Source organism: Blautia sp. MB18-30, assembly GCF_023669475.1.
In the GTDB taxonomy this organism is placed as follows: domain Bacteria; phylum Bacillota; class Clostridia; order Lachnospirales; family Lachnospiraceae; genus Blautia_A; species Blautia_A fusiformis.
Genome location: NZ_JAMOYY010000036.1, coordinates 1 through 19,316, shown reverse-complemented (window position 1 = coordinate 19,316; position 19,316 = coordinate 1). Strand labels below are relative to the sequence as shown.

Below are 19,316 nucleotides of genomic sequence, written 5' to 3'. Positions count from 1 at the left end.
GAAAGGTGGACCACTAAAATGGAAAGAAGAAATGCGTGGCTTTCTTATAAGGAAGCAGAAGAGACAGAAATGGAGAAGCTTGCGAAGGCTTACAGAGAATTTTTGGATAAAGGAAAAACGGAACGGGAATGTGTTGCAGAAATCGTGAAGGAAGCAGAGGCTGCCGGATATGAGTCTCTTGAGTCGAAACTTGAAAAAGGCGAGAAGATCAAGGCAGGTGACAAGGTTTATGCGGTAGGGATGAAGAAGATCGTTGCTCTGTTTCATGTAGGAACGGAAGAGCTTTCCGGAGGTATGAGCATTCTCTGTGCACATATCGACTCTCCGCGACTGGATGTCAAGCAGAATCCTCTGTATGAGGATACGGATCTGGCTTATCTGGATACCCATTATTATGGTGGTGTAAAGAAATACCAGTGGGTGACACTGCCTCTTGCCATGCATGGTGTTGTTGCAAAAAAGGACGGAAGCATTGTGGAGATCAGCATTGGTGAGGATGCGGAAGATCCGGTACTTTACATCACAGATCTTCTGATCCATCTTTCCGGAAAACAGCTCCAGAAAAAGGCAGCAGAGGTTATTGAGGGTGAGATGCTGGATATCCTGATCGGCAGCAGACCTCTTGCAGAGCTTTCGGATGATTCCAAAAAGGATGCGGTAAAACAGAATGTGCTGAAGATTTTAAATGAGAAGTATGGTATTGAGGAAGAGGACTTTCTTTCAGCAGAGCTGGAGATCGTTCCGGCAGGAAAGGCAAGAGACTGTGGATTTGACCGCAGCATGATCGCAGCATATGGACAGGATGACCGTGTATGCGCTTACACATCCCTTGCGGCAATGCTGGAGATGGAGGAGACACCGAAGCGTACCGGCTGCTGTCTCCTTGTAGATAAGGAAGAGATCGGAAGCGTTGGTGCCACAGGCATGCAGTCCAGATTTTTTGAGAACAGTGTGGCAGAGCTTCTGGACGGAATGGGCTGCTATTCCGGGCTTGCATTAAGAAGAGCTCTCCGTAATTCCAGCATGCTTTCTTCCGATGTAAGTGCCGGCTATGATCCGGCCTATGGTGAGGCTTTTGAGAAAAAGAATGCAGCATATCTTGGACGTGGTATCGTTCTTAACAAGTTCACCGGAGCAAGAGGAAAATCCGGTTCCAACGATGCCAATGCAGAGTACGTTGCAAGAGTTCGCAGGATTTTTGATGATCACAATGTTGCTTTCCAGACAGCAGAGCTTGGAAAGGTTGATTTTGGCGGAGGCGGAACCATCGCTTATATTGCGGCACTTTACGGAATGGAGGTTATCGACAGTGGCGTGGCAGTGCTGAGTATGCATGCTCCGTGGGAGGTTACCAGCAAGGCAGATGTATATGAGGCATACAAGGCATATAAGGCGTTTTTACTTGATGCATAAACAGATGTATAAATGTGTGTCAGTTCTGAAGACATTCAGGTAATCTTTTCGTTACAGATCAATGAGCGGGGGTTTCCCGGAAATGACAGAGCAGTCTGCCTGCTGCTGTTTTGGCTTGGAGCGTTCCGACGAGAAACAGCAGTATCCCCTGCAGACTTCGCTCTGTATTTTTAACCTGATCAGGGAAGCTCTCTGTTTCAATGGCAAAAAGCAATAAGCAGAGGAGAGGCTTGCCTGGGACTGATTTACTTTACAAGGAGTAATTTTATTATGGAAGATGCATTGGTACGGGTAGTAGATCTGTGCAAGGTTTACAATCCCGGAGAAAATGAGGTGCGGGCGCTGGATCATGTGAACCTGGAGATCCATAAGGGGGAATTTGTGGCTATTATCGGACAGTCCGGTTCCGGAAAATCCACCTTTATGAACATGCTGGGCTGTCTGGATGTCCCCACCTCCGGGAAATATTATCTGAATGGAACAGATGTATCCACAATGAAGGATAATGATCTCTCGGTGGTACGAAATAAGGAGATTGGTTTTATCTTTCAGGGCTTTAATCTGATCGCAAATCTTACGGCGCTGGAAAACGTGGAACTTCCTCTGATCTATCGTGGGATCGACCGGAAAACAAGAAGAAAGCTTGCTGTGGAATCTCTTAAAAAAGTCGGACTTGAGAAACGTATGGATCATAAGCCAAACGAAATGTCAGGGGGACAGCAGCAGCGTGTGGCTATTGCCAGAGCTATCGCAGCCAGGCCGCCGGTGATCCTGGCAGATGAACCAACGGGAAATCTGGACTCTGCATCCAGCAGGGAAATTATGGAAATCCTGAAGGGAATGCACAGATCAGGAGAAACCTTGATCCTGATCACTCATGATAATGGGATCGCGGCTCAGGCCAGACGTGTGGTCCGGATCATGGATGGAAAAATTGAATCAGATACGATCAATGAGGAATTTGTCGAGGAGGCTTAAGAATGAAAAAAGGGAAAAAGATTGTGATCGGTGTGGCAGCAGTAGCTGTTGTGGCAGGCGGTATTTATGCGGCATCAGGTGCAGGCCGCGGGGGATCACAGATTCCGCAGGTTGCTGTTACCAAAGCGGAGACAGGAGATGTGGAGGAGATCGTAGATGCAACCGGAACCGTTGTCAGTGATGAGCAGAAGACCTTTTATTCTCCTGTGAACGCACAGATCAAAAGCGTATCCTTCGCAGAAGGCGATACGGTTTCAAAGGGAACGAAGCTGATAGAGTTTGAAGTGAAGGATCTGGAGAGGGATAATCAGAAAGCAGAGCTGAATGTACAGTCCGGACAGTATGATTACAAAAATTCCATCAATAAATCCAATGAGGCTCAGCAGAAGCAGGACAGCGCAAAAGCAAAGGTTTCCAGTCTGGAACAGCAGGTAAGGGAGCAGCAGAATTATCTGGCTTCCCTGAGATCACAGCTGGCGTCTGTACAGGCTCAGGCTGCGGCAGATGCGCAGGCACAGGCCCAGGCGGTGACCCAGGCAAAGGCAGAGGCCCAGGCTGCCAGGGATGCAGAGACTCAGAGAGCGTATTCAGAAGCGCTGACTACATATCAGAATGAGACACTTCCGCAGTACCAAAAGGAGCTGGGACAGCTGAATTCCGATTATGTAACGGCACAGAATGCTTATAATCAGGCAGATACCAGGTATCAGATGGCTTTTGCACAGTGGCAGGCAGAGCAGAGCGATGAGAATGCCCAGGCGCTGGATGAAGCGGAAGCAGCAAGAAGTCAGGCAGAGATCACCTGCCAGGAAGCAAAGGAAGCTTATGAGGATAAGAAGGCCAGCCAGCCAAAAATGCCGGAGTATTCCGATTACAGCAGTAGTGCAGCCGGTGATTTTGTTACCGATGGAGCTTCAGAGGAAACACCGGGGCTGACAGATCATGCATCTGCGGATGCTTCTTCTGCAGGAAGTACAGTGGATACTTCTGCCATTGAGAATGCGATCGAACAGGCAACCTCTGATCTGGCGGATCTGCAGTCGGACCTTGCTTCCCAGAAATCCATTGCAGAGGCGGATTCTGCCAGCCTTACAGAAGAAGAGAAAGAAAAAATGCGTGTCAGCAACAATCTTACTGAGCTGGATGCAAAATCTGCGAAAGAGCTGGTAGAAGAAGGAAAGAAAGGCATTTCGGCGGATTTTAACGGCGTCATTTCCAAATCAGCAGTCCAGCAGGGCGCAGCGGCAACACAGGGAATGGAGCTTTTTACCCTGCAGAATACAGATAAGGTCAGCGTTGATATCAATGTGTCCAAGTATGACTACGATAAGGTAAAGGAAGGCCAGAATGCGGATATTACCATCGGCGACAGGAAATATACCGGCAAGGTGACTAAGATCAGTCACATTGCCACAACCAACGAAAAGGGCTCCACACTGATCTCTGCCACAGTGAGCATCGACAAGCCGGACAAGGATATTTTTCTGGGAGTAGATGTGAAGGTAAAGATCTATGCAGAAAAGGCAGAGGATGTGGTAACGCTTCCGGCAGGCGTGGTAAATATCGGCAAGGATGGTTCCTTCTGTTATGTGCTGAAGGATGGTGTGATCACGAAGCAGGATATCACAACAGGAATCAGTTCCGAGGACTCTGTTGAGATCACAGATGGCATTAAAGCCGGAGATGAGGTCATCGAGGATCTGGGCTCCCTGGAAGAGGGAATGAAGGCAGAGGCAGCAGCGGCAGACAGTGACAGTGCAGCAGAGACAGGGGAGACTGCCGATGAGTAATATTTATGAATATATCAAAATGGCGATCCATAATATCATGGCCAATAAGGGAAGATCCTTTCTCACCATGTTAGGGATCATTATCGGTATTGCATCAGTGATCGCCATTGTGTCCATCGGTGAGGGTACGAAGAATCAGATGAACAGTGAGATCAATGATATCGGCGGCGGCCAGATCGCTGTTTACTGCAGTGATGATGCCATAGCAGACCAGGTCTGGATCGAGTCGGAGGATATTGATGCAGTCCGGGAGCTGGATGGCGTGGAAGGTGTTAATGTTTCGGAGTCCTATACAGGCGAGACCGTAACCGGAAAGGGCGATTTTAATCTTACAGTGACCGGGGAGGCCCAGGATGCCAAGCTGGTGGATAATGCTTCTGTGAAGTACGGAAGCTATTTCGGGCAGAAGGAAGTCGAAGAGGGAAAAAACGTCTGTGTGATCTCCGATGCCGATGCGAAAAGGCTTTTCGGAACGGATGATGTAGTGGGAATGACACTGGACATTACCTGCTATGATCTGACCAAGACATTCCGCATCTGCGGAGTCACCACACAGAAAGAGAACGGAGCCTTTGTCAGCTATACTTACGATGGAATGCCGGTGACCATAAATGTGCCTTATACGGCCATGGACGACTTTACCGGAAGCAGCGGAGAATTTTATCAGATCATAGTTCAGGCGGATAAGAGTCTGGATTCCCAGGCGGTTGCAGACAAGATCATAAATCTTCTTGAGAGACGTCACCAGTGTGCCGGGGATGAATATTTCCAGGTACAGAGCTTCCAGGATGTCATGAAATCCATGAACCAGATGCTTGGCATGGTGACTGCGTTTATCTCTTTTGTTGCGGGCATTTCCCTTCTGGTAGGTGGTATCGGTGTTATGAACATCATGCTGGTGTCCGTCACAGAGCGTACCAGGGAGATCGGTATCCGGAAATCTCTTGGAGCAAAAACCTCGTCCATTATGTTACAGTTCCTTGCGGAGGCGGCGATCCTGACGATCATAGGCGGGCTGATCGGTATTGTGCTGGGGATTGCAGGCGGCTATGTGATCTGTGCGGTGATCAGCAGCAGTATGGGAATGACCATCACACCTGGGATCAGTGCGGGAACCATCCTGGCGGCTACGCTGTTCTCCTGTGCAGTAGGTGTGTTCTTTGGAATCTATCCGGCGAAAAAGGCAGCGAAACTGAGCCCGATCGAGGCACTTAGACGGAATTAAAAAACTGTTGCTTTTGCATCAAAAATAGCAATAAAAAATATTTTTAAAAAAAATCAAAAAAAGTTTCAAAAAACCCTTGACATTTTATAGGTCTTAGAGTATCATACATATTGTTGCAGCGGTGATACGAAATATCACAAAGGAAAAGCAACAAAGATGTGCGTTTAGCTCAGCTGGATAGAGCGTTTGGCTACGGACCAAAAGGTCGGGGGTTCGAATCCTCTAACGCACGTATGAAGCCTCTGGAATTGTTCCGGAGGCTTTTATTTTGCGTTTCGGAAACAGGCGAAAAATTGTATTGACACTGGTAGTGGGCCAGAGTAGAATAAAAAAACAGAAAAGAAAAATTTTTGTAAAGCTGTTTGTCTGATACAAGCAGCTTTTTTCACAGGAAAAAGTAAACAACAATGAAAGTACAAAACACCTGAAATAGAGGTGAACCTATCAGGAGGAAAAAACAATGCCAGGATATCTGATCAAAGATACAACAAAAGAGGAACGTAAACAGATCGTGGAGGAATCTCTTGGAAATATTTCCGCGAACTGTGATGGCTGTATGGCGAGACTTGCGGATATGTATCAGGATTATATTGACGGAAAGAAAGAGATCCGTGAGATCAATATGGAGTTCAATGCCAGGTATGTCCATGGAGATATGGATAAAGAGGAAAAACGAAGCTGCCCGATGTAGCGAACGGAGATTAACAGAAGCATGGATCAAAATGAAGTAAAATATGATAAGCTGCTGAAGATCAAAACCACCGGTCGTGACGATTCCAGATCGGATCAGTACTGTTATCCATACGAGCCAACGCCGTACGGGGTGCTGGAACGGCTGGCTTATTGTGGATATCTGGGGAAAAAGAATCATCTGATCGACTATGGATGTGGAAAAGGCAGAGTGGATTTTTTTCTGGCGTGGCAGGTCAGATGCCGGACCACAGGCGTGGAGTACGATGAACGTATGACAAAAGCCGCAGAAGAAAACAGACAGCGGGCTGTTTCCGGGACAAAAACATCATTTATACTGGAGAATGCGGCCCTTTTTCAGGTGCCGGAGTCCGCAGACAGATTTTATTTTTTCAATCCCTTTTCTGTGGAAACACTGAGAAGCGTCATCGGCCGCATCCGGGAATCCTGGTACGAAAAAACAAGAGAAATGCTACTGTTTTTCTATTATCCATCTGACGAATATATTTCATATCTGATGACCGTAGAGGAACTGGAATTCCTGGACGAGATCGACTGCCAGGATCTTTTTGAAGGGAAAAATCAGAGAGAGAGGATATTGGTATTTCAGATGGGAGAGGAGTAAAAACAACATGATAAAACTGATCGCAACAGACGTAGATGGAACTCTTGTAAAAGACGGGACCATGACTATCAATCCGGAATATATGACAGTGATCCGGAAGCTGACTGAGCTGGGAATCACCTTTGTGGTGTGTTCCGGGCGGCAGTATGACAGTGAGAGGAAGCTGTTTGAGCCGGTGAAGGATCTGGTGTATTTTGTGTCAGATGGCGGTACGGTGATCCGGAAGAATGATAAGATCCTGAAGGTACATACACTTCCGGATGAGGTTTGGAAACGCATGCATCATATGGTGAAAGAAAAAATGCCGGAATGTGACTGCTTTATTGCCACACCGGAGTGCTGCTATGCGGAGAATGAGAATGGAAGGATGTTCCGGTGGCTGCGGGATTCCTATGGTTATGATATGAGAAAAGTGGATGATCTTTCTTCTCTTCAGGGAAAACAGGTGCTGAAATTCTCTGTCTATCACCCGGAACGGTGCGAGGAGCTTTGTGCACCGTATTTTACACCGGCATGGAGGGATAAGGTAACACTGGCGGCTGCCGGAAAAGAATGGATGGACAGTACTCCGCCGGAGGGCGAAAAAAGTACAGCTGTCGAATTTATCCAGCAACAGTTAGGAATTTCTCCGGAGGAAACCTGTACATTCGGAGATAACCTCAACGATATCGCCATGCTTCAGAAAGCGGGAAGGAGCTATGCGGTAGCCAATGCCAGAGCGGAAGTGCAGGCAGCAGCCAGGGAAGTATGTCCGTCATACAGTGAAGATGGAGTCTTACAGATCCTGAAAGGGATTGTTTCTGAAAGCGGAAAATAATAAAGATACATAAAATATGTGCTTTCGGTAAAGAAAAGTCACCGGCCAGGGGTTGACTTTTAAAAACAATTCTGTTAAATTGAAAAAAATTGAAAATTTTAATTCCATGAGGGAGTAGTTCGCACGTAAGTGTGATTTGTCAACAGACCCGGTTTTTTCTGAAAACCTGGCAAATCTTAAAGAATGAGACTCATGTATGCTTTGTTATATTTTATTGCAGCAGGGCATACATGGGTCTTTTTTATGTAACAAAAGAATGCCGGAAAGAATTTTTTCAGCAGGGCGGGCGACAATGAATCTCCGGGTTATGGGAAATAAAAAAAGAAAGTGAGAAGAAAAATGGAAAATCTGGTAAACAGTTCACCGCTGATCCTTGTGTTAGTTTTTCTTGTGATTGGCTTTGTGTTCCTGATGAAGGGTGCGGATTTCTTTGTAGAAGGAAGCTCCAGTATCGCAAAAAGGCTGAAGGTGCCGCCGATCATCATCGGCCTTACTATTGTGGCAATGGGAACATCATTGCCGGAAACCGCAGTCAGCGTTACAGCGTCACTGGTCAATAACAATGAGCTTGCGGTCAGCAATGTGGTAGGTTCCAATATTTTTAACCTGATGGTGGTTGTTGGAGTCTGTTCCATCCTGACACCGATCCTGGTACAGAAGGAAACCATCCGGAGGGATATTCCGTTTTCCATGATCTGTGCGCTTCTTCTTCTGGGGCTTGGGATCCTGGCAGCAGGAGATACGATCGGAATGAGACTTGGTCATCTGGATGGAATGATCCTGCTGGGATTTTTTGCAGGCTATATTGTGGTAATGATCCAAAGTGCCATGAAGGCCAGGGCAGCAGGAAAAAATGTGGACATGGAAGGAGTGGAAGAGCTGGAAGAAGAAATCGGCATCCTTTCCTGGCCGAAGAGCATCCTCTTTATTGTGGGAGGCGCACTTGCCATTGCCTTTGGCGGAGATCTTACGGTGGATGCTGCCAGCCGCATTGCCATTGATCTTGGAATGAGCCAGACACTGGTGGGACTGACCATTGTTTCTATCGGAACTTCCCTTCCGGAGTTGGTGACTTCCGTGGTTGCAGCCAGAAAGAACGAAGTGGATATGGCTGTGGGAAATGCGGTAGGCTCCAATATTTTCAATATTCTGATGGTTCTCGGAGTTGCATCTGCCATCAATCCGGTGGCACTGATCCGGGAAAATATTATTGATATTGTCATACTTATCGTGTTCTCGCTGATCGTGTGGATCTATGCGGCGACAAAGCAGAGGATCAGCCGGAAAGAGGGAATTTCCATGGTGTGTATGTACCTGATCTATGCAGGGTATATTATCTGGAGATAGCTGCTGTGGGCATGCAGTTGGCTCGACGTGGACAATAGTATCGTATAGAGTTTATACCAATGCAATTTATAAGAAAAGCTCCAACCGTATCAATATCGGGATACAGTTGGAGCTTTTCTGCAATTATGCTCATTTGCCCTCAGAAGAGAAAGCTTTTTTTGAAGATTCTTCTGAAGCGTTCTTCTGATGCGGGGTCATATCATCACTGTCCGTCATCAGATATTTCCGGACGGCAAAGAGAATGGCGATACCGATGATCCCGATCAGTGTCTGTACAGGATCGAGATGTTCCACGACCATCTGCCTTGCTGTTGCAAAAAGCAGGACCTCGACAACAGTCTGGGCGGAATGGCGGCAGAGCATTTTTACAAACTCCACACCGACTACAAGGGACAGTGCCTGTGACAGGAAACTGGTAAAAAAGCTGGTGTCCATATCCATGATGGAGGTACCGGCAGTTGTAAGGATCAGACGCAGTCCGGACAGTGCGATCACGATAATGATCACGATGGATAATGCGATCTCTGTGTAACGGGCTGTGTTGTAGATCAGTTCGTTAAAATGCTTGCGGATATTGTGGTTAACGGCGGTTCTGTCTTTCATGGGAAGTTATCCTTTCTTTTTCGCAGAAGCGGGATGATCGATAAAGCGGGTTGCAAAATAGCCGAATACGCAGGTGATGACCACCATACATGGCAAAAACAGCCAGAAGCGCTGCTGGCTCATGGTGTTGAACCATGGCGCATTGGCCTGTAGGATCATGATGATGGGCATATGCCACAGATAGATCCCGTACTGGTTCCGGGCTACGAAGTACAGCGGATGCAGAAACCTGAAATCCATTTCCGGCAGGAGGGAGAATCCCACAAGCAGTATACTGAACAGGATCGCCAGGATGGAATGTGCCGGATAACCGGAGGGAGCGGTGCCATAAAGCCCGTGACTGTGGTAATAAAAGATCCATACCAGGATCAGTGCGGTGCTTGCAATAGAAACCGGAAGTCCAAGCTTCAGCCGGTAATCCTGCGTACGATCTCCGGTCTGTTTCCAGAAAGCGGCAGCAGCCATTCCCAGCACGAAATTATCCAGCGCAGAGAATACCTGACGCTCGTATACAAAATATACAGAGGTATCTGAAATACCGGAAGCGTGGAGATAACGGACGACTGCGAACCGGCAGATAACAGTGAAAACAATGGACACAATGGCAGAGGCGAGCCAGTTTTTCCGGACAGCCTTATAAAGGAACGGGGCGATCAGATAAAACTGAAAGATCACGCCCATCGTCCACAGCGCACCATTGATGGAACCATGAGTCACCGGGGAAAAGTTCTCCGTGAACGTATAGTACGCAAGGATGTGACGAAGTCCCTCATTGCTGAACATTTGCGTGGACATAAAGATCAGAAGGACCGTGATACATACATAATATTGGGGCATAATGCGGATACAGCGCTTTTTCATAAAAGCCCGCCAGCCGGGGAGACAGCCTCGCGCCTCCGAAGAAGAAAGGGAGAGATAGATCCCATATCCGCTTAACAGGAAAAACAGTGTAACTCCTACTTCACCTCCAAGAGTCAGAAGTGTGTGGATGGCTGTATGCGACTGCCATGGTTGCCCGGACAGAACGTAGCAGTGATACAGCATAATGTAGAGGATCGCCCCCGCACGGAGCAGATCGATATTTTTGATACGCTTCATAAATAAATCCTTTCCTGAAAAAAATAAGTCTGCCCCATGACTGAAACGGGCAGACAGAGATAGGTTCAGTATAGCATGAACGTGGGAGATTGGAAAGCTGTCGGAGAGAAAATTTACTATTGCAAAAACGAACACAAGTTTGTATAATGGAAAATATAAGAAACGAACATATATTCGAAAAAAAGAGGAGCGTGAGAAGTGGTGGACATCGAAGAAAGAACACCCGACAGAAAAGCAATACGAGTACATTGCCCGAGTTGCTCCAACAGCAGATTGTTCGATCTGACAGGTGACTGTTCCGGAATCCTCCGGATCAAATGTCCCAGATGCAGAAAAGAGGTGGAGATACAGCTGGCACATTGCAATGAACAGCAATACAGAAGGCAGATCTTTTATTACAGAACACATAAGAGATAAGAAAACCACATAAAAACTGAGTGAGAAGCCGGCCGGCAACCGTAGATTGCGTAAGAGCCAGACTCAAAGCCAGGAAATACTTCCCTGATTTTAATATCAGGGGTGTTTTCCTGGCTTTTTTCTTTATAAATAAGGGGGAAAAGAAAATGAAGAATGAAGAGCAGAAATTATATCAGATCGGAGAATATGTCCGTATATGTCGGAAAAAAGGCGGGTACAGTCAGGAAGAACTGGCGGAAGGCGTAGATGTATCCAAGATGACGATCTCCAGAATCGAAAATGGAGAAAATGCCATGAGTATCCTGCTGTTTTTTCAGATCGTCAGTTTTCTGGATATTTCGGAAGAAGAAGTTATCAGACTGTTCAGAAACTGTGATAAAGAGTGCAGGGAAGCACAGGGATGGAGATAAAAATATTCGATTCTACATATATGTTACGAAAAATAACATATATGTAATTTAAAAACAAACAGATGTTCGATATTATATAAAGCGTGAAACATATGTTTTTGACTACAGAGCGTAAAGTGAAGGCCAGCTTTACCGGAGATGAAAGAAGGTGGCAAACGAATGAAGATCAAACGAAAGATCAGATTTCCAAGAGATGTACTGATCCGGATGACAGTGCTTATGATCGCACTGACGAATCAAATCCTGGAACTGACAGGCAGAAATCCACTCCCATTTTCAGAAGAAGAGTGGTATCAGATCCTGAGCGGAATGGTAACAGTTATGACTGCTTTATGGATCTGGCTCAAAAATGAAAAGAAAGAAGGAAAGAAATAATGGAAGATAAGAAAAGACGGGAAATAAAAGAAGAAAGAACCGCAGCATCCAAACTGTTTGAGAATGAGGATCATTCTTTTACGAAAGAAATCTATCTGGATGATGTTCATTATCAGGACGAAGAGGGAATCTGGCAGGAAATGGATGATACCCTGACAGAGGAAATGGATGAAGACACAGAAGCAGATCAGGAAGAAAATATGGCAGAAGAATACGCAGCCAGCGAGAGGGCAGAGAAGGATTTTGCCAACAGAAAAGGCAAATGGAAAGTCGTATTTCGTAAGCATTCCAGAAAGCAGGGGACGGTATCTGTTACCAAAGATGCATATAAGATTAGCTGGGCACTGGAAAACGCAGAAAAAGTAAAGGCGGAAGAAACCGGAACGAATGCAGTTCTTTATCCGGATATCCTTCCGGGAACAGACAGCCGTTTCTGTGTAAGAGGAAAGAGCATAAAAGAAGATATCATCCTGAAAACACCGGAAGCAATCGGTTCTTTTACATGGCTCTATCATACCAAAAAACTTCATCCGGTAGCAGGAAATTCCTGCGTAAGATTTGTAAATGATGCAGAGGAAGAGATTTTTGCTGTTGCGGCGCCGTTTATGACAGATTCCGCAGGAAAAAGATCAGAAAATATCGGAATCGAACTTCTGGATGAAGGAAAAAAAGACCGTTGTGCGATCCGGATCACACCGGATGAAGAATGGCTGAAAGATCCGGAAAGAGTTTATCCGGTTATTGTCGATCCGATTACGACAACATCAAAAGACGTGAAGGAAATTATTGATGCATGTGTAGATTCACAGGATGCAGCGGGTACTGATCGTGAAGGGATGTATTTAAAAACCAGAGGTGGTGATATTATTCAGAGAAGTTATCTGAAATTTAAACTGCCGATGATCAAAACCGGAGATATGGTAATCAATGCACGCATGCTGATGGTGTCTCTTGCAAAAGATGGAAAAGAAAGAACTGTTCAGGTTCATCGTGTACTGCAGGATTGGGATTCTGCCAATCTTACGTGGATGAACAAGCCTATGTATTCGGAAACAGTTGAAGATATATGTAAGTTTACCGGAGATGAACAGAAATATATCAGCCTTGATATTACACGGCTTGTGAAGGAATGGTATCAGAATGGACGTAACTATGGTGTATTACTTAGGGACAGTTATGAACTTTCGGGATATACAGCGTATCTTTCATCAGATTGCGACAGTGATTATACGAATATGCGTCCGAGAATCGACATTTCCTACGTAAACTACTCCGGCCTTGAGGACTACTGGACATATCACAGCCAGGAAGCAGGACGTGCAGGCACCGTGTACGTGAATGACTACAACGGAAATGTGATCATGCAGCATAATACAATGGAAACAGGCGGCTCACTGATGCCGATGGGGCTGACACAGGTATACAACAGCAATGATAAAGACATCGATATCGGTTACGGATATGGAGTCCGTCTGAATTATCATCAGACGATCCGGAAAGTCACTATTGCAGGAACGGAGTATTATAAACATACAGATGGAGATGGTACAGTCCACTATTTTGTATATGACAGTACAAAAAAGAAATGGAAAGAGGAAACCGGCCTGGATCTGGAACTGATACTGAAAACCGGAGATTCCGATATTGCCTATGTGATCAAAGATAAAGAAGAAAACTGCCTGAACTTCATGACAGCAGGATATTTACGATCTATTTCAGACCGACATGGAAATACACTTAGCCTGAAATATACCAACCTGCGTATTGCATCCATCGCAGACGGTGCAGGCCGTATGACAACACTGACTTATGATACGGACAGTGCAGGAAAAGCAAATCATCTGATAAAGGTAACAGGACCAGATCAGAAAAGCAAGACGTTTGCATATACCAACGGATGTCTTACATCAATCACAGATATTGATAATTCCAAGACCACATATACCTATACAACAACCCGTCTGCTCCAGAAGATCCGTAATGTTGATGAAAGTGAAGTGCATTACGACTATTACAGCCAGAATCCTTACAGAGTAAAAAAGATAACTGAGTACGGAAGAGGAAGTAAAGAAGGAAACAGCCTGCGGCTTACCTATGGATACAACAGCACAAAATTTACAGATCGAAAAAACAGAAGTGAGATCTTCCGATTTGACAATTCAGGAAACCTTCTGCATGTGCATGATGGATTTGGCCATGCGGCAAGTGCAAGATACAGCAAGGATAAAAATTACACCAACCGTCTGCAGAATGAAACAAAACTTCAGTCAAATATCATCCAGCTGCTGAAGGATCCGATCATTCAGGCAAAGACACTTGGCTGGAAATCCTATGTATCCGATGAAAAAAATATCAAAGCATCGGTCAATACCGACAGTCAGAATGTAAAAACAGGGACAAGATCCCTTCAGCTTACCAGCGAGGTAAGTAATCAGTTCTGCAGCTGGTATCAGGAAGTTTCGCTGAGGAAAGGTGCGACCTATACATTCTCCATGTATATGAAAGCTGTCATAAGTGAGATTGGAGAAAATGGAAGATGTTTTGCACGAGTTGAGTATCATGATAAAGATGGAAAAAATGTCTATGCGGTAAGTGAAGGAATCCGAAAGAGTACCGGTGGGTTTATACGTCAGAAGGCAACATTCAAGGTACCGGAAGATGCGGCTGATACAAAAGTAAGAGTATTCTTATACATGTACAGAGTAAAAGGAACAGTTTATGGAGACATGGCACAGCTGGAGTGCGGAACAACTGCAAACCGCTGCAATCTGATAGATAATGGAGATTTTTACTTTGGGAGTACGCAGGGCTTTACCGGCTCGGGAACCACGCTTGCAGATGAACTGACAACAGTGGGAACCAGCGTATATGTTCCTGTCAGATATGCAATGATGGTGATCACAGATTTTGCGGATGTTTATACAACACCAAAGGTGTCTGCAGAAACAAAGATCACAAGTATCTTCAAGAATGAATGTGTGGTGGCAAATGCATTTCTGAAAGATTCCAGTGGAAATCTCTGGTACTATGTGAAAACAAGAAACGGGCAGAAAGGATATGTCAGATCAGAGTCTCTGTGTATTTATATGCCGGGAGGAAGCGCCAGCAATTCCGCATGTACTGCAGTTGAGAATGCCATTCTCCGCTCCGCCCCATCTGCATCAGCAATACCGGTACAGGAAGGGATTGAAAAAAATACCTGTCTGGCATTACGCTCATCTGTAAAAGATTCCAGTGGAAACAAGTGGTATGAAGCAGGACTGGATATTGACGGAAAAAGATATTATGGCTATATTTCCGCAGATTCTGTAGTAAGACTGGCAACAAACACGCCGTATGGTTACACATATGCACCGGTGAACTGCTATACGACTCCATCTACGGCCAGTGGGCTGGTAACACTTCCCAAAGATACAAGAATCCGTATACGGGGAACAGTTACAAAGAATAACGGAGAAGTATGGTATGCGTTTATGCCTGAAAATACAGAAGAAAAAAAGTTTGCTTATATCCTAAATACAGCTCTTACGATATCCAAAGCTCCGGTAACAGACCGTAAAGCAACGGCCAAAGTAAATGAAAGGGTTCCGGGACTTGACAATCATATTTTCAAATTTGTTGGAGATTATGAAAGTGAAAAACGTCTGGTCAAAAAACTGGATCTCACAGGAAAAAAAGGCGATACCTACATGGTGAATGCCTGGGGATTCGGAACAACACTTCCGGAATCTTCTGTGGATAAAGGTCGCAGGTTTGGTGTGGTAGTTGTATTTATATCTGCAGATGGAAAGACAAAAGATACACACTACAGTAATTTCAGTCCGGATATTCTGGACTGGCAGTTCCTGAGTGATGTGTACGTGGCAAAAAATGATTATGCAAGTATTCAGGTAGCGTATACATACTGCCATAATGCCAATCATGCGTTTGTAGATGGCATTGCGTTATTCCGGGAGGAGTTCGGACAGACATATACTTATGATGCAGAAAATAATCTCATTTCTGTTACAGATGCTCAGAAGAATCGGCAGAAATTTGAGTACAATGCGACTGGTGATGTAACCGGGATCACAGACCCGAAAGGAAATAATTTTAAGTATGAGTATGATGCAAAACGTCGTCTGCGAACCGCAACTTCTGCCGAAAGAGTCAGATACCGTCTGAAATATGACACAAAAGGAAACATTGTGGAAAGTGGCTGTATTGCTGCGTCAGATACCACAGAGACAAAGGGCACCTGGGTGGCCCGTAAATTCACAGAGAAGAAAAATCATGTAGCAGGCGTTACGGATACAGAGGGAAATACCGTATCCTATGAGTGGGATGAAACTACAGATCTGCTGAAATCACTTATAGATGGAAGAGGAAATAAGATTTCCTACAGATACGATGCCGCACAGCGTCTCAGTGCAGTAAGCCAGAAAGTAACAATTGGAAATGTACAGAAAACAGTGACCAATGCGTATACCTACAAAAATGACAGACTTGCGTCCATCAGCCATAATGGATTTGCCTACGGATTTACCTATGATGCATTTGGAAATATGCTGCGAGCTTCTATTGATAAAAAAGAAACGGATGCAGAATATTCTCATGAACTTGTCAGATATGAATATGAAGAGAAAAACGGAAATCTTGCAAAGACCATTTACAGCAATGGAGATTATATCCGCTACGAGTATGACAGTATGGATCGTATCCAGATGAGCTATTATCACAGTGCCAGTGCGTCTGCAGAAAAAAGAATGAATCATTATGTGTATGACCGAAGCGGAAATCTTGCAAAAGTACAGGCATACCTGGCTGGAAAAACCTATGATCTGGAATATGATTTCCTGGACAGGCTGATGCGTGTTACAGATGAATCCGGACAGAGATACCAGTATTTCTATGATGCAAATAATAACATGACAGAGCTTCGCGTATATTCTGATGAATATGGAACAAAAACAAATTACAGCTATGATAAAGACAGCAGAGAAACAAAAACAAAGATCATGAGCGGAAAAGAGAGAACCGTTACTTATGATTCCTGTGGAAGAGTTGCAAAAACAGAGTGGAATACCACAAATCCTTTAACTCTGACATATGGATATTATTCTCCGGATAAACAGGTCGGTACACTTCCAAGAAAAATAACGGTAGGTTCCAGAACCCTGAGTTATACTTATGATGCAAACGGAAATATCACGGCGATCACAGATACCAAAGGTTCCAGTACAGTAAAAGAATCCTATATATACGATGAGCTGAATCGTCTGATCCGGGAAAACAGCCAGACGCAGAAGAAGACATTCACCTATGAGTATGATCTGGGTGGAAATCTTGTAAAAGTATGTGAGTATCCATATACAACAGGAACGCTTCCAACAAAACCATCTGCAACAGAAACCGGAACCTTCGGACAGGTATGGCGGGATAAACTGATGAAGTGGAATGGTGTAGTCATGCAGTATGATTCAATTGGAAATATGACCAAAAAAGGAAATACTACATTTACCTGGACACAGGGAAGAAAGCTGGAGTCTGTCAATAACGGGAAAAAGATCCGATACTATTATGACCATGCCGGAAATCGAGTAAAGAAAACCGTTGATAATGTAACAACCGAATACTGCATGGCAGGAGATCTTCTGGTAACAGAAAAAGGTGAGGGACGCCGAATCTGGTATTACTATGATTCCGCAGCAAATCCTGTTTCAATGCGAGTGTCAGGAAAAGACTATTTTTACGTAAGAAATCTCCAGAATGATGTCATTGCACTGATTGACGACACCGGAGAGACTGTAGTAGAATACAAGTATAACAGCTGGGGAAAAATCCTGAGCATCACCGGCAGCAAAGCCGGCACCATCGGAAAAACAAACCCGTTCCGCTACAGAGGCTATTACTACGACGAAGAAACCGGAATGTACTATCTGAAGAACCGGTATTATGATCCGGAGATCCGGAGATTTATCAGTGCGGATAACTTTAAAAGTGAAAAAGCCTCTATGGAGACATTACATAATCGAAATTTATTTGCCTACTGTGACGATAATCCACTGGTACGTGCAGATCAGGATGGAAATGCATGGATGGTTGCAGCAGCAAGTTTTGTCGCTGGAATGGGACTTTCCGTTGGATGCCAGATGATTTTTGAGGGTAAAAATCTGTCAGAGATAAACTGGATCACTGCCGCTTCCGCAGGACTTGGAACCGCTATGGGATTTTTGGGAATTGGGGGTTCGACAACAGGTGCAGTTGTAAGTGGTGTTACTTCGTTTGCAAGTGATTATTATGAAAATAGAGATTTTACAAGCGCGGTTATAAATGGTGCGGTAAGTGCGGGAATATCATTAATTTGGAGTGCTGTAGATAATATTATAGTACCAAAGCAAAATCAAAAAGGATATTTGAAATATATGAGAAAAGATTACCATGACGCAAATCGAAGAATTTCAAATATGAACCTTTCATTCGCAGAGGCATTACCGCTACGAAGGGCAGTTAATGAAGAAAAAAATGAAAAAATGAGGCAATTAACAGGAAAGCAAATAATTTCTTATTCTAGAGATTATTTGAGTAATAGGAAGGTTAATTCTAATATTGTAATACGAAAGTATGGGAGAGTTATTGGCGGGGGAGGTGAGTATACTCCAGGAAAAGGAATGCGGTATATGAAGTGTTATGAGTATTTAGGAAAGTTATATTGGCTTTACGTATAATTTTGGCATATAAAATATATGAGAAACGTATTGGTGGGAAAGGTATTCTCGCCAATACAAAACGGTATGTATTTAATAATTAGGGGGGATTAGAATAGACCGAAGGAAAAGAAAAAAGATACCTGAAAAAATTTTATTATTTTGTATTTTATTCTTGTCATATCGTTGGATTTTTGAAGATGATAGATTCACATTTGGAGTAGCCGTTTGGGGATATATGGCATTGACTGGATGGGTATTCAGATGTGGCGAAACACCGGATCAGGATATTTCTTCGGAAAGTGTAGATGAAAATCCTCTATATGTTTATGGGATGATGAGAAAAAATCGAAAATGGCTTTCCGGAATCAGAGGTTGTTTTCTGTTTCAAATGTTGCTTTTGACAGATGTTTTTTTTTGCAGCAGTATATTCCTGTTGGAAATGTTGGACGAATAGCAGTGGGAATGATGCGATTGAAAAAGCGTTATTATCACTGTATATTTTAATGACAGCGGGGTATGTTGAATTTCTGAAGCATAGTGTTAGGATTCATGCAAGAAGCTACATGTATATAGAGAATAAAAAAGGAATCTGGATGCCATTCAGTTTTATCTGTTACAAATACGAGAAGTTAATAGATATCAAAATAACTTTTCCAGAAGAGGTCGAAGAGCGAAACGTTGTATTTGAAAAAGAGCTTTTACATAACCAGTACCAAAAAAAGTCAGAATATGAACTGGACGAAAAAGGAAAAGTAAGTTTTTTCAAGAAAAATAGAAATAATCAGGTGAATATCTGGGCGCTTATAGATATTACAGATATGGATAGAAATGATGTTTTG

Annotated in this window: 14 protein-coding genes and 1 tRNA gene; 13 read left to right on the top strand and 2 right to left on the bottom strand. The window is 44.3% G+C overall.

The genetic code is table 11. The annotated features are described in order from the left end of the window. The first annotated feature begins 18 nt into the window (after positions 1-18). From NCY57_RS13505 to NCY57_RS13465, 9 genes are all read left to right on the top strand, one after another. The gene (locus tag NCY57_RS13505; protein WP_178817985.1) at positions 19-1,413 is read left to right on the top strand and encodes an aminopeptidase; all 1,395 of its coding nucleotides are present in this window, start codon (positions 19-21) and stop codon (positions 1,411-1,413) included. 270 nt (positions 1,414-1,683) lie between these two features. Then, the gene (locus tag NCY57_RS13500) at positions 1,684-2,391 is read left to right on the top strand and encodes an ABC transporter ATP-binding protein (RefSeq protein WP_021650257.1); all 708 of its coding nucleotides are present in this window, start codon (positions 1,684-1,686) and stop codon (positions 2,389-2,391) included. Between the two features lie 2 nt (positions 2,392-2,393). Beyond that, positions 2,394-4,181, top strand: coding sequence for an efflux RND transporter periplasmic adaptor subunit (locus NCY57_RS13495; RefSeq protein WP_250789759.1), 1,788 nt, complete (start codon positions 2,394-2,396; stop codon positions 4,179-4,181). After that, positions 4,174-5,406, top strand: a complete 1,233-nt coding sequence (locus NCY57_RS13490; protein WP_173723431.1) for an ABC transporter permease — start codon at positions 4,174-4,176, stop codon at positions 5,404-5,406. Before NCY57_RS13495 ends, NCY57_RS13490 begins: the two co-directional genes overlap by 8 nt. 158 nt (positions 5,407-5,564) lie before the next feature. Then, positions 5,565-5,638, top strand: a tRNA-Arg gene (locus tag NCY57_RS13485). Positions 5,639-5,866: 228 nt separating this feature from the next. Beyond that, positions 5,867-6,097, top strand: a complete 231-nt coding sequence (locus NCY57_RS13480; protein WP_015527478.1) for a hypothetical protein — start codon at positions 5,867-5,869, stop codon at positions 6,095-6,097. Between the two features lie 21 nt (positions 6,098-6,118). Then, positions 6,119-6,721 carry a class I SAM-dependent methyltransferase gene (locus NCY57_RS13475; protein WP_250789758.1) on the top strand — a complete coding sequence of 201 codons (603 nt, stop codon included), beginning with the start codon at positions 6,119-6,121 and terminating at the stop codon, positions 6,719-6,721. 7 nt (positions 6,722-6,728) lie between these two features. Then, complete coding sequence (locus tag NCY57_RS13470; protein ID WP_250789757.1) at positions 6,729-7,538, top strand: Cof-type HAD-IIB family hydrolase; 810 nt, start codon at positions 6,729-6,731, stop codon at positions 7,536-7,538. 339 nt (positions 7,539-7,877) lie between these two features. After that, positions 7,878-8,885, top strand: coding sequence for a calcium/sodium antiporter (locus NCY57_RS13465; protein ID WP_059086169.1), 1,008 nt, complete (start codon positions 7,878-7,880; stop codon positions 8,883-8,885). A 129-nt stretch (positions 8,886-9,014) separates the two neighbouring features. Here NCY57_RS13465 and NCY57_RS13460 read toward each other — a convergent pair whose 3' ends face one another. Together NCY57_RS13460 and NCY57_RS13455 are read right to left on the bottom strand one after the other, a co-directional pair. Beyond that, a complete protein-coding gene (locus NCY57_RS13460; RefSeq protein ID WP_022427048.1) occupies positions 9,015-9,488 on the bottom strand; it encodes a hypothetical protein in 474 nt (157 codons plus the stop codon). A gap of 6 nt (positions 9,489-9,494) precedes the next feature. Continuing rightward, the gene (locus NCY57_RS13455; RefSeq protein ID WP_250789756.1) at positions 9,495-10,586 is read right to left on the bottom strand and encodes an acyltransferase family protein; all 1,092 of its coding nucleotides are present in this window, start codon (positions 10,584-10,586) and stop codon (positions 9,495-9,497) included. A gap of 563 nt (positions 10,587-11,149) precedes the next feature. Between NCY57_RS13455 and NCY57_RS13450 the strand changes: the two genes are divergently transcribed. The 4 genes from NCY57_RS13450 to NCY57_RS13435 all read left to right on the top strand — a co-directional run. Beyond that, a complete protein-coding gene (locus NCY57_RS13450) occupies positions 11,150-11,413 on the top strand; it encodes a helix-turn-helix transcriptional regulator (protein WP_129976099.1) in 264 nt (87 codons plus the stop codon). A gap of 159 nt (positions 11,414-11,572) precedes the next feature. After that, positions 11,573-11,788, top strand: coding sequence for a phage holin (locus tag NCY57_RS13445; RefSeq protein ID WP_173723443.1), 216 nt, complete (start codon positions 11,573-11,575; stop codon positions 11,786-11,788). Further along, on the top strand, positions 11,788-18,495 hold the full coding sequence (locus NCY57_RS13440) for a DNRLRE domain-containing protein (RefSeq protein WP_173740108.1): 6,708 nt from the start codon (positions 11,788-11,790) through the stop codon (positions 18,493-18,495). The genes NCY57_RS13445 and NCY57_RS13440 overlap by 1 nt, the downstream gene beginning before the upstream one ends. A 545-nt stretch (positions 18,496-19,040) precedes the next feature. Then, the coding region (locus NCY57_RS13435; protein ID WP_250789755.1) for a hypothetical protein at positions 19,041-19,316 on the top strand (276 nt) is incomplete at its 3' end.